The organism is Stomatobaculum sp. (assembly GCF_057248925.1).
Genome location: NZ_DBHIHF010000007.1, coordinates 96,129 through 108,725 on the forward strand (window position 1 = coordinate 96,129; position 12,597 = coordinate 108,725).

Genomic DNA, 12,597 nt, shown 5'->3' on the forward strand with positions numbered 1-12,597 from the left:
CGAAAACAATTGGAGTATTGTCGCCAAAAAGGAGGAAGCCATGAAGTTTATTCCGGGAGTTATTTTGTTTGTCATAATCGTCGGCATTCTTGCGAACGGTATCAGCATTGTGCCGCAGGCACAGGCTCTCATCATTGAGCGCCTGGGGCGCTACCATGCGACCTGGGATGCGGGCGTGCATCTCATGATTCCGTTTGTGGATCGCATCGCGAAGCGCGTCAACCTGAAGGAGCAGGTCGCGGACTTCCCGCCGCAGCCCGTAATCACGAAGGACAATGTCACGATGCGCATTGACTCGGTTGTTTTCTTTGTGATTACCGAGCCGAAGCTCTATGCGTACGGCGTCGAGAATCCGATTTCCGCCATCGAGAACCTGACGGCAACTACGCTCCGCAACATCATCGGATCGATGGACCTCGACACGACGCTGACTTCCCGTGAGACCATCAACACCGAGATGCGCTCTCAGCTGGATGTTGCGACCGATCCCTGGGGGATCAAGGTAAACCGCGTCGAGTTAAAGAATATTCTCCCGCCGGATGCGATTCGCGAGGCCATGGAGAAGCAGATGAAGGCAGAGCGCGAGAAGCGTGAAGTGATTACCCTGGCACAGGGTAAAAAAGAGTCCGCGGTCTTGAACGCACAGGGCAATAAGGAAGCCGCTATTCTGAACGCAGAGGCAGAGAAGCAGACCGCAATTCTCCGCGCGGAGGCTGAGAAGGAGAGAAAGATTCAGGAGGCGGAAGGTCAGGCAAAGGCGATCCGCGCCGTGAAGGAAGCGGAGGCCGAAGGTATCCGTCTGATTCGCGAGGCTGGCGCCGATGAGGCGGTTCTGAAGCTTCGCAGTCTCGACGCGCTGACCCGTGTTGCGGACGGCAGAGCGACCAAGATTGTGATTCCGTCCGATCTTCAGAATATGGCGGGACTGGTGACAGCACTGAAAGAGACCGCTTCGGTGGCAACGCCGGGCGATGGGAGTGAGAAGAAGGCATGAGAGACGGGTTTATCCGCGTCGCAGCCGCGACGCCGGAGGTGAGGGTCGCGGATCCCGCCTATAACCGGGAACAAATCGAGACCGTCATCCGGAGCGAAGCGGCTCGGGGAACCAAAGTACTTGTGTTCCCCGAGCTTGCGCTGAGTGCCTATACCTGCGGCGATCTTTTCTTACAGGATACGCTGCAGGAGGCGGTGTGCCGGGAGTTAAAAAAACTGCTGGAGCAGACAGCGGACACCGAAGTGCTCTGCTTTGTCGGTCTGCCCTTTGCGTTTGAAAATCAACTTTATAACGCGGTCGCCGTTTTTCAGAAGGGGGAGTTGCTCGGTCTCGTGCCGAAGCTGCACATCCCGAACTACGGCGAGTTCTACGAGCGCCGTTACTTTGCACCTGGATTCCGGTCTCCGGTTCTCGTGCCGCTCTTCGGAGAGCGGGTTCCCTTCGGGGCAAGACTGCTCTTTTGCTGTGAGTCATTGCCGGAACTCAAAATCGGCGTTGAAATCTGCGAGGATCTCTGGGTCCCGAATGCGCCCTCCATCGATCTCTGCACGGCAGGGGCTACGCTCATTGTGAACTGCTCGGCTTCGAATGCGCTCGCCGGAAAACGGAAGGCGCGGCGGGAGCTAGTCAAGGCGCAGAGCAGCAAGCTTCTCGCAGGCTATATTTACGCGAGTGCGGGCGAGGGTGAATCGACGCAGGATCTTGTGTTCAGCGCCCACAATCTGATTGCGGAGGCGGGCAGCGTGATTGCCGAATCGCCGCTGCTCACCAATGCGGTCATCGCTTCGGAACTGGATCTGAAAAAGCTGCTCTTCCTCCGGAGACGGCAGAGCAGCTACCCGCAGCGGGACAGCGAGGCGAATCTGTACTGCGGCGTCAGCTTTGACCTTCGCCTCACGGAGACCGAACTCACGCGGTCGGTTAATCCGTCGCCCTTTGTGCCGGCGGATGCGGCGGCGCGCCGTGAGAGATGCGAGGAAGTGCTGCAGATTCAAGCGCTCGGCTTAAAGAAGCGCCTCGCTCATATCAACGGCAAGCGGGCGGTGCTCGGCCTTTCGGGCGGACTCGATTCGACGCTTGCGCTTCTGGTCGCGGCCCGGAGCTTTGATGCGCTCGGTCTTCCGCGGAGCGGCATTGAGGCGATTACGATGCCGGCCTTCGGCACGACGGACAGAACCTACCGGAATGCCTGTGCGCTCGCCGAAGCCATCGGCGCTTCGCTCGAGGAAATCTCGATTCGCGAAGCTGTACTGCAGCACTTTCAGGACATCAAACAAGATCCCGAGAAGCACGATATCACCTATGAGAATGCGCAGGCGCGCGAGCGCACGCAGGTACTCATGGACATCGCAAACCGGGACAATGCGCTTGTCATCGGAACCGGTGACCTCTCGGAACTCGCGCTCGGCTGGGCCACCTATAACGGCGACCACATGTCAATGTACGCGGTCAATGTCTCGGTGCCGAAGACCTTGGTGCGCGTTCTTGTCGAGCATGAGGCGAGCCTTGCGGGCGGAAAACTCCGCGAAGTCTTGCTCGACATTCTCGACACGCCGGTGAGTCCCGAACTCCTGCCGCCGAAGGACGGCGTGATCAGCCAGAAGACCGAAGATCTCGTGGGACCTTACGAGCTCCATGATTTCTTTCTGTTTCAGATGCTCCGCTACGGCAGCAGCCCGCGGAAGATTTACCGTCTTGCGTTGTGTGCCTTTGCGGGTGTCTACGACGGGGCGACTGTCAAAAAGTGGCTTATCACGTTTCTCCGCCGTTTCTTCACGCAGCAGTTCAAGCGCTCCTGCCTGCCGGACGGCCCGAAGACCGGCAGTGTGGCGGTGTCGCCGCGCGGCGATCTCCGCATGCCTTCGGACGCGGTGAGCCGTGTCTGGCTTGAGGAGGCAGAGTCGCTATGATTACATCGCCCGCGAACAAGAAAGTAAAAGAAGTGCGCGCACTCTTTGAGAAAGCGTCTCTTCGCGCGGCGCGAGGATTGTTTCCGGTCGAGGGGGGGCGCATGTTCCTGGAAGCACCCGCAGCGGAAATCGAAGAGCTCTATGTGAGTGAGAGTTTTGCGGCGCGCGCCGAGGGAGAAGTCCGGGAAAAAATAGAGGCGCTCAGGGCGGAGACAGTCGCCGACAATATTTTTGCGAAGATGTCGGATACGAAGACGCCGCAGGGCGTGCTCGCGCTGCTTCGCATGCAGCGGAAAGGTCTCGCGGAAGTTCTGGCGGAAGGCGCAAGCTGCTTCCTCGCGGTCGAAAGCCTGCAGGATCCCGGAAATCTCGGGACCATGCTCCGGGCGGGCGAGGGAGCCGGTCTCTCGGCCATTCTCGCAAACCGCGGCACTGTGGACATTTATAATCCCAAGGTGATACGCGCGACGATGGGCAGCATTTTCCGCGTTCCGGTGGTCTATGTCGACGATTTTCGGGAGGCGCTCCTAACGCTGAAGCGGGAGGGCATACGCCTCTATGCGGCGGCTCTTCAGGCCTCTGTGCCCTATGACAGCATAGAGTATCCGGAGAAGACTGCCTTTTTCATCGGCAATGAGGCTGCGGGCCTCACGGCGGAGATGATAGCGATTGCGGACCAAAGCATCCATATTCCCATGCTCGGGCAGGTGGAATCACTGAATGCGGCTGTCGCGGCGTCTGTTCTTCTCTATGAGCGCGCAAGACAGCGGAGAAGGGAGACAAAATGAAGGGAAGTCTGATCAGTCAGAACCATTTCTGGCTCGATGTCCTGCATGTCTTTGTGGGCATTGCGGTCACCGTGCTTGCAGTCTTTGCTTTTTTGTCACCGGAAGAGTATCCGTTTTTTTTCTCTTTGATTTTCGGCTTGGCGGGGCTTCTGACTCTGGTCAACGGTCAGGTTCGTTTTACCGCTCTTCGGCGCGCACACCGGAAAAAGGGCAGTGCCGTCGTTGTGATGCTACTCGGCGCGATACTCTTAGGTCTCTGCGCGGTCAGCGCAGTCGTGATGCTCTGAGGGGGGTCCTTTGCTGAAGGATGATATTTTAAAGGCGCTGCTCGAAGCGGGCGATTACTGCTCGGGACAGGCGCTCTGCGAGCGCTTTCATGTGACCAGGACAGCGGTCTGGAAAGCGGTCGCCAGGTTGCGTGACGAGGGCTATACCATAGAAGCGAGACAGAATCGAGGCTATCGTTTGCAGAACACAGAATATTTACTGAGTCAGGCATCGCTCGACGAGGCATTTGCGGCGCAAAATTTCTTGAAACGCTGGATTTTTTTGCAGCAGACCGACTCGACCAACTTAGAGGTGAAGCGTGCTGCCGCTGCCGGAGACCGGGGACCGACTCTCTTTGTCGCGGAGGAACAGACCGCCGGCAGAGGGCGGCGGGGCCGCAACTGGAGCTCCCCGCCGGGGAGCGGTATCTGGATGTCTCTTTTATTGCGCCCGGCGCTCAGGCCGGAGCGCGCCTCCATGTTGACTCTGGTCACAGCGCTGGCTGTGACGGACGGCATACGCGAGGCAACGGGACTGGAGGCGGCCATCAAGTGGCCCAATGATGTGGTTGTAAAGGGCAAAAAAGTCGCGGGCATTCTGACCGAGATGAGCACGGACATGGATCGCATCGAATTTGTCGTGATTGGCATCGGTATCAATGTGAATACCGAAAGCTTTCCGGAGGAAATTCAGAGCGTTGCGACTTCGCTCGCGATAGAACAGGGCAAGCAGACCGCGCGGACGCCGATTATTGCGGCAATCTGGAAGCATTTCGCGGTCTACGAGCGCCTTTTTGAGGAGACGGGCAATTTCACGGCCTTGAAAGAACGCTACGAGACCTTACTTGCCAATCGCAACCGGGAAGTGCGGGTGCTGGATCCGGACGGAGCATACACGGGCACGGCAGTCGGCATTACGGAAGAAGGCGAATTACTGGTGTCCCGGGACGATCACAGTCTCACGGCAGTGCGCAGCGGCGAGGTCAGCGTGCGCGGAATTTACGGCTATGTGTAAGTTCGTGTCTTCAGGACATCGAGAACAGGAGGAATGAATCCAAATGGCAGAAGCGAAGAAGAAAACGGAAAAGAAGAGCGCGAAGAGCAAGCAGGCGGAGGCCGATAAGCGGGAAATTCAGGAGCAGGAGCTCCTGCACGGACTCATGCAGCTGGTCGAACAGGCCAAGAACAAGGACTCCAAGCTGGATGTCGATGAGATCAATGACTACTTTCAGGACTATAATCTGAGTCCCGAGGGCATTGAGCATATTTACAGCTATCTTGAGGGCAATAATATCGAAGTGCAGCACCACCAAGAGGAGGAGCCGCCGGAGGATCTCGTGAGCAACGGCAAGGGCGATGCGATGCTCGATCTCGACCTGGATCTCGACGATGACCTCGACGCAGAGGACGAAAACGGAGAGAAGATTGAGAGCGAGGAAATCAATCTGAATCCGGTGGATCTTCTCGAAGGCGTCGGCACCGAAGACCCGGTCCGGATGTACTTAAAAGAAATCGGCACCGTGCCGCTGCTTACTGCCGAGGAGGAGATGGAGCTCGCGCGCAGAAAACAGGCCGGCGATGAGAAGGCGAAGAAGAAGCTGATTGAAGCAAACCTCCGTCTCGTGGTCAGCATTGCGAAGCGCTATACGGGGCGCGGCATGAGTTTCTTGGACCTCGTGCAGGAGGGAAACCTGGGGCTCATCAAGGGCGTCGAAAAGTTTGACCCCGAGAAAGGATTTAAGCTCTCGACGTACGCGACCTGGTGGATTCGTCAGTCCGTGACGCGCGCGCTCGCGGATCAGGCGAGAACCATACGTGTGCCGGTGCACATGGTCGAGACCATCAATAAGATGAGCAAGATGCAGCGCAAGCTCACGCTGGAGCTTGGCTATGAGCCGAGCGTCGCGGAACTCGCAAAGGCGCTCGACATGACCGAGGAAAAGGTCATGGAAATTATGCAGATTGCGCGCGAACCCGCTTCGCTCGAGACGCCGATCGGCGAGGAAGACGACTCAAACCTCGGCGATTTTGTCGCGGACAACAATGTGCTGACGCCCGAGGATAATGTGGAGTCGGTCATGTTGCGCGAGCACATCGAGGCGCTGCTCGGCGACCTCAAGGAGAGAGAGCGTCAGGTCATCGTGCTCCGCTTCGGCCTCGAGGACGGCCACCCGAGAACACTCGAGGAAGTCGGCAGAGAGTTCAAGGTGACCAGAGAGCGCATCCGCCAGATTGAGGCAAAGGCGCTCCGGAAACTCAGAAACCCGGTGAGATCCAAGAGAATCAGAGACTTTTTATGAATCAGAGAAATTATCAGCGTGAGCTGGACAATTTGGTCAAACAAAACGAAGCTTCGGGCAAAGTCCCGAAGCTTCTTCTTCATGTCTGTTGTGCGCCCTGCTCCTCCTTCTGTCTGGAGAGTCTGGCGCCGCATTTTGATGTGACTGTCTTTTTCTGTAACCCGAACATCGATGACCCGGAAGAGTATCATCGCAGGGCAGAGGAGGAGAAACGCTTACTCCGGGAAATGAATTTGCCGCGTCCGGTCGGCTTCCTCGAGGGGGAATACAGCCCCGAACGCTTTCACGAAGCGGTGCGCGGTCACGAGACGGACCTGGAGGGCGGGGAGCGCTGCGGCATCTGTTTTGAACTTCGTCTCCGCGAGAGCGCAAAGGCTGCCAAGGCGGGGGGCTTTGACTACTTTACGACGAGTCTCACGATTTCCCCGATGAAAAGCGCCCCCCGACTGAATGCAATCGGGGAGCGCATCGGTGTGGAGGAGGGCGTTGCCTTCCTACCGTCAGATTTTAAAAAGAAAAACGGGTTTCTTCGCTCGACCGAGCTCTCGAGAGAGTACGGGCTCTACCGCCAGGATTACTGCGGTTGCTCCTACTCAAAGCGGGAGGCGGCGGCGCGAAAAGCTCAGTGTAGTTCTGCGGCAAAGACCGACTCGGCAATCGTGTCTGCGAGCGAGAGCAACTGCAAGCGCTGTTCCTCGTGACCGCGGGACTTTAAGGAGACCGTGTCCTGTAAGAAGTTCATGTTCTTCATCGAGGAGAAGAGTTCGCTCATCTTCTTGCCGGAGACCGGCGCCCAGGAGCCGTTTTCCACGAGGGCAATCGAGCGATTCTGCACATTGTGCGCCGCGAGGTCGCGAATCAGGTTCTCCATGTAGGGGAAGATCTCGTTGTTGTAGGTCGCGGAGGCGAAGACCAGGTGGCTCGCGCGGAAAGCCTCGGAGACCAGGTAGGAGACATCGACCACGGAGACATCGTACATCTTGATGTTTTTGACCTTCTTGGCGCCGAGCGCATTGGCGAGCACTTCCGCCGCATTCTCGGTGCCGCCGTAAATCGAAGCATAGAAGACAACCACTTCGTTGTCCTCGGGGCGGTAGGTTGCCCAGCGGGAGTACTTTTCGATGAGCCACTGAATCTTATTCGCGACGCGCCATACGGGACCGTGCAGCGGGCAAATCATCTGAATGTCAAGCCCCGCGGCCTTGTTTAAGAGCGCCTGTACCTGCAAGCCGTATTTGCCCACGATGTTGGAGTAGTAGCGGCGCATCTCGGAGAGTTCAAAATCCCCGAAATCCAGCTGGTCGGCATAGAGATTGCCGGAAAGCGCACCGAAGGTACCGAAGGCATCGGCCGAGAAGAGAATCTTATCGCTCTCGTCGTAGGTCACGGTGACTTCCGGCCAGTGGACCATGGGAGCCAGAATGAAGCGGAAGTTGTGATGACCGGTCGAGAGCGTATCGTTCTCCTTGACCTGCATGACCTTGCCCTGCAGATTGAGGTCACCGAAGAACTGCTTGATCATCGCGTGGGTCTTTGCACTGCCCACAACCGTAGCCTCCGGATAACGGAGCAACACTTCGGCAAGCGTAGCGGCGTGATCCGGCTCCATGTGGTTCACGACAATGTAGTCGAGCGGACGGCCGTTTAATACAGCCTTGAGATTTTCCAGAAACACGCCGCAGATCGCCTGATCCACGGTATCAAGCAGGACGGTCTTCTCGTCCATGACCAAGTAAGAGTTGTAGGAAATGCCGAGCGGAATCGGGTGGCAGTTCTCAAACTTAGCGAGTCTTCTGTCGCTGGATCCGAGATACCAGAGTGTGTCGCTCATCTGAATTGCCTGGTGCATAACTTCTCCTTTTCTGACAGTTTGCAGTGACTAAGTATTGCGCCGCAAAATGATCTTTGACTTCTTCGCGGACAGTATACCACAAAGAGGGCAGGGCTTGCCACTGCTTGCGGAATGCTTTGGAATGTTGTAGACTGATTTTGTTTTGATTATCACAAAAAAACGGAGAATTGTGTTCTCCTGCGAGGTAAGTTTATGTCTGATACATGTAATTCTACGCCCCAGGGCATGCCGGAGCCGCCGAAACCGAATTTTCAGGTTCCGAGCAACGAAAACAGCAATATCTGCCATGTCATCGCGATTATGAGCGGTAAGGGCGGTGTGGGTAAGTCGCTTATGACCAGCCTGCTTGCTTCCCGCGTCAGCGAGGCGGGCTACCGCGTCGGCATTCTGGACGCCGATATCACCGGCCCGTCCATCCCGAAAGCCTTCGGGGTGGACGGTCAGAGCCTTCACTCCCGCGAGAATCTGATGGTGCCGGCCGAGACCAAGAGCGGCATCAAAATTGTGAGCTCGAACCTGTTGCTCGACGACGACACGGAGCCGCTCATCTGGCGCGGACCGATGATTGCGAGCGTCGTGAAGCAGTTCTGGAGTGATGTCTACTGGGGCGATGTCGACTATCTCTTTGTCGATATGCCGCCGGGTACCGGCGATGTGCCACTCACGGTATTTCAGTCGCTGCCGGTCGAGGGCATTGTCGTGGTGACGAGCCCGCAGGAACTGGTGTCGATGATTGTCGAGAAGGCTGTTAACATGGCGCGTCAGATGAACGTGCCGATTCTCGGCCTGGTCGAGAATCTGAGCTATTATGAGTGCCCGGACTGCGGAAAAGCGCATTCGATTTTCGGCGAGAGCCATATCGATGAGATTGCAAAGACCTACGGGGTCAAGGTGCTCGCGAAAGCGCCGATTGACGCGAACATTGCCGCTGCGGTCGATGCGGGCAAGGTGGAGACCCTGACCGTTCCGTGGCTGGATGGCGCCGTCGCCGCTGTCACAGGAGACAAGGCGGAAAAATGATGACAAACGGCGGCGATCCGAACAGCGAGCTGGAGCGAGCCGTACTCCGGGGACCCGGCGCTTTCCAGGTCCCCGAGAGTATGGTCGCTTGGGCGCAGCAGTTTCAGGACGCCATGATGATGTATAATTGTGCCATTCGGGAGGTCAAGACAAAGCTGGAAGTCTTGAATGACGAACTTTCGATCCGGAATCAGAGAAATCCGATTGAGATGATTAAGTACCGGATCAAACAGCCGCATAGCATCATCGAAAAGCTGAAGCGGAAGGGCTTTCTGTTGACGTTGCAATCCATGATGGAGAATCTCAACGATATTGCGGGCGTGCGTGTCATTTGTTCTTTCGTGGACGATATTTACGCGCTCGCCGGTATGATGATGCGGCAGGACGATGTGCATGTCTTGCAGATTAAGGACTACATCAAGAATCCGAAGGACAACGGCTACCGCTCCTATCACATCATTGCGGAGGTGCCGGTCTACTTTTCGGATCAGAAGCGCTTTATCCGGGTGGAAATCCAGATTCGCACGATTGCGATGGATTTCTGGGCGAGCCTCGACCACGAACTCAAGTACAAAAAAGAGATTCCGGATGCCGAGCAAATTTCCGAAGAACTCCGTGCCTGCGCGGACATCATCGCGGATACCGATGAAAAGATGCTCGCGATTCGTCGCCGCATTGAGCAGAAAGAGAGCAAACGCTGAAGTCTCGGATCAGTTCGTGCGTGATGCGATATAAACCAAGAAGGCGCTGTGCGAGAGCACAGCGCCTTCTTGGCACTCGGAGTTATTGAACACTATGCTCATAAAAAGTTCATTAAAACCCAAGTTATATCTTAAATGAACAACAATAAAATTAAAAAAATATTCATATGCTGTTGAAAATCCTTACAGACCTCGCTAGACTATTAAGAAAGAGCTATGGTTGGCTCGCGTAACAAGGAGGAAAGCATATGAGAAAACGAAGGAACTGGTCAAAGCGTCTGCTGGCCGGGGTGCTCAGCGCGGCAATGGTCGCCCTGAACATTTCGACGGCGGCGCCCGCTTTCGCAGCGCCGTCTGCCGAGGAGTTCCGGGAGGATGCCGAGCTCATCAATGACCTCGCACTTCCGAAGGATGTACAGCGGCAGCTCTCGCAGAAGGGCAGCGCAAGCCCCTCCGATGCGGCGGCGAAGGAAAAGAAGGCAGAGGATCTGACTGCCGGTTCCGCGCGCTGGGGCACGCCTTCCAATGCGGCGAAGGTGCTGCACACGCAGCTGGACGGCGTCGAGATTGAAGTCAGCGCCCCGGCCGGTGTGCTCCCCGAAGGGGCTAGCCTGAAGGCGCGGAAACTCAGTGAAGAGGAAGAGAAGGAAGTGCTCGCAAAGATTAGCGAGCACGCCGAAGCGGCAGGAAAGTCCGCGACGACCCAGTTCCTCTGCGACCTCACGGTGCTGAATGCGGCCGGTGAGCCGATTCAGCCGGATAACACGAAAGGTACCCTCGCTGTTTCGTTTCGGAACATTGCGATTGTCTCGGCGGCGAGCGCGGAGACGGGCACCGATGCGGCGGAAATCGAGCAGAACGCAGTCTCCGTCCTCCATATCGACGAGGCAGCCGATAAGGTCGACACGCTCCGCGAGGGCCTCAATGAGAATCTGCCGGTTTTACAGGCTGCGGCAGAGCACTTCTCGCCGTTTGCGGTTGTGAACTACACGCCGACTTCCGCAACTCCGTTGCCGCTCTCGGTCGCATTTAAGCGTCTCGACTATGACGATGACAACCGCTTGGCCTACAAGTTAAAGGATGTGACGGTCACCGACACGCTCGGAAACGGCATCACTTCGATGAACTTCCAGGTCGATGTGGGTAGCATTGAGCTTCTCAGTACGCCGACGGGGGTCCAGACCTTTACGGACATTCTAACCGCGCACAAGTTCTATCAGATTATTTTTCCGACGGCGCTGACACCGGCGGACGCGAAGACCTTTATCGAGAACAATATCAAGTTCCATCTGCCGAGCGCCGGTGCGACGCAGCAGGTCAAGATCACGCTCGGAAACGGCGCGAACAACCTGCCGACCGGCGCGACCATCACCAAGGCAACCATTCCGAATCCGCGGACGGACAAGGGCGATACGGCCGAGCACTACTACATGTATGTGGAGCCGAACCCGGGTCAGCTGATCAGCTGGGCGGACAGCTATAATCTCGCAAAAACCTATCGATTGAATGGTATGGTCGGCTATCTGGTCACGATTACCTCCGCAGATGAGAATACCGTTCTGGATAACATTACGACAGTCGGTGCGTGGTCGGGCGGTAACCGCTGGGCGCCGCTGAACGATGCGGACAGCATTCCCGCTTGGCACGACAACAGCGCAGCGCTTCGCGCGCCGGGACAGCCCTACGAAGCGCAGAGCTACATCGGTCATGCGGCCGGAACTCCCGCAGCGTTTAAAAAATTCCGTTGGCAGGATGGCCCCGAGGCGGGTGTTGAATACTATGAGCAGCGTGTCGGACCGCTGAACGGAATGTATACAAACTTCACACCGGGCGAACCGAATTCATCCCCCGGCGATACGGGTGCTACAGTTAATGGCTATGAATCTGTCATGCAGGTACATGCGGTCGGCGGCAAGTGGAACGATCTTCACAACCTGACCGGATATAACTATGCACCTTTTGATATTCACGGCTTCTTCGTTGAGTTTAGTTCTTACAAGCAGAGCGGTACGACGGTCAACCAGTCAATTCCGCTCGTCACGAGCGATGTGGCCTATGTGGTTGTGAACGGTCAGCGGCAGTACTTCAGCAACCTCGACGACGCGATTGCCTGGTCGAACCAGAACGGCAACCCGGCGATTACGCTGACCAACAACACGGTTGTGACGCAGAACATCCCGGCGGGGGTCGTGATCAACACGAACGGCAAGACCCTCGGCGTTCCGGCGGGCAGCAATGTCACGAACAACGGCACGATCAATGTGACCGGCGGCAGCTCCTTCCTCGTGCAGGGATCGAACGGCGGTTTCACCAACGCGGGCAACGGCGCGGTCAATGTGCCGCTCACCATTACCGTGAATCATCGCAACGTGACGGCGACCGAGCCCCTCACCTGGAATCCGTCCGATGTGACAGTGACGGGCCTCATCGGCAGCGACCGCGTGACGGGCGTCACTGTGAACTTTGACAACAGTCAGCCGGTTGCGACCACCACGACGGACAATGCAACGCCGCTCGCACCGACGAGCTTTGACAACGGCACGGCGGGCAGCACGGCAATCGGTACCTATACGATTACCTATGTCCCGGGCCCGGTGACAAGAAACCCGCACCACTATACGGTCAAGTTTGTCGCGAACGCGCCGGCAGGCCAGACTGCGACGGGCACCATGCCGGATCAGACGATTACCGGCAGCACGGGAACCGCAAATCTCACGAACCACTTTGCCATCAATGGCTATACCTTTAACGGCTGGACCGGTTCGA

At 57.0% G+C, this 12,597-nt stretch carries 11 protein-coding genes; 10 read left to right on the forward strand and 1 reads right to left on the reverse strand.

Features of this window, described 5'->3' with window-relative positions; translation table 11 throughout:
• The first annotated feature begins 40 nt into the window (after positions 1–40).
• The 7 genes from ACO4XG_RS03800 to ACO4XG_RS03830 are packed head-to-tail and all read left to right on the forward strand — an operon-like array spanning position 41 to position 6,959.
• A complete protein-coding gene (locus ACO4XG_RS03800) occupies positions 41–994 on the forward strand; it encodes an SPFH domain-containing protein (RefSeq protein WP_308508086.1) in 954 nt (317 codons plus the stop codon).
• Positions 991–2,904 (forward strand): NAD(+) synthase, encoded by a 1,914-nt coding sequence (locus ACO4XG_RS03805; RefSeq protein WP_308508085.1) that lies wholly within the window; start codon positions 991–993, stop codon positions 2,902–2,904. The genes ACO4XG_RS03800 and ACO4XG_RS03805 overlap by 4 nt, the downstream gene beginning before the upstream one ends.
• The gene (locus ACO4XG_RS03810; protein WP_308508084.1) at positions 2,901–3,692 is read left to right on the forward strand and encodes a TrmH family RNA methyltransferase; all 792 of its coding nucleotides are present in this window, start codon (positions 2,901–2,903) and stop codon (positions 3,690–3,692) included. Before ACO4XG_RS03805 ends, ACO4XG_RS03810 begins: the two co-directional genes overlap by 4 nt.
• A complete protein-coding gene (locus ACO4XG_RS03815) occupies positions 3,689–3,979 on the forward strand; it encodes a DUF6637 family protein (protein WP_009532181.1) in 291 nt (96 codons plus the stop codon). The genes ACO4XG_RS03810 and ACO4XG_RS03815 overlap by 4 nt, the downstream gene beginning before the upstream one ends.
• Before the next feature lie 13 nt (positions 3,980–3,992).
• Entirely contained in the window at positions 3,993–4,973 is a 981-nt protein-coding gene (locus ACO4XG_RS03820) for a biotin--[acetyl-CoA-carboxylase] ligase (protein WP_308508155.1), read from the forward strand.
• A 43-nt stretch (positions 4,974–5,016) separates the two neighbouring features.
• The gene (rpoD, locus tag ACO4XG_RS03825) at positions 5,017–6,258 is read left to right on the forward strand and encodes an RNA polymerase sigma factor RpoD (RefSeq protein ID WP_330670090.1); all 1,242 of its coding nucleotides are present in this window, start codon (positions 5,017–5,019) and stop codon (positions 6,256–6,258) included.
• A complete protein-coding gene (locus ACO4XG_RS03830; RefSeq protein WP_308508083.1) occupies positions 6,255–6,959 on the forward strand; it encodes an epoxyqueuosine reductase QueH in 705 nt (234 codons plus the stop codon). The genes rpoD and ACO4XG_RS03830 overlap by 4 nt, the downstream gene beginning before the upstream one ends.
• Here the strand turns inward: ACO4XG_RS03830 and ACO4XG_RS03835 are convergent.
• Positions 6,881–8,107 (reverse strand): FprA family A-type flavoprotein, encoded by a 1,227-nt coding sequence (locus ACO4XG_RS03835; protein WP_308508082.1) that lies wholly within the window; start codon positions 8,105–8,107, stop codon positions 6,881–6,883. The genes ACO4XG_RS03830 and ACO4XG_RS03835 overlap by 79 nt on opposite strands.
• A 195-nt stretch (positions 8,108–8,302) precedes the next feature.
• On the opposite strand from ACO4XG_RS03835, the gene ACO4XG_RS03840 reads away from it, so the two are divergent.
• The 3 genes from ACO4XG_RS03840 to ACO4XG_RS03850 form a co-directional block, all read left to right on the forward strand.
• A complete protein-coding gene (locus ACO4XG_RS03840) occupies positions 8,303–9,130 on the forward strand; it encodes an Mrp/NBP35 family ATP-binding protein (RefSeq protein WP_330670088.1) in 828 nt (275 codons plus the stop codon).
• Positions 9,127–9,831: a GTP pyrophosphokinase gene (locus ACO4XG_RS03845; protein ID WP_308508081.1), complete on the forward strand. Its 705-nt coding sequence runs from the start codon at positions 9,127–9,129 to the stop codon at positions 9,829–9,831. Before ACO4XG_RS03840 ends, ACO4XG_RS03845 begins: the two co-directional genes overlap by 4 nt.
• Before the next feature lie 248 nt (positions 9,832–10,079).
• The coding region (locus ACO4XG_RS03850) for a C-type lectin-like domain-containing protein (protein ID WP_485129656.1) at positions 10,080–12,597 on the forward strand (2,518 nt) is incomplete at its 3' end.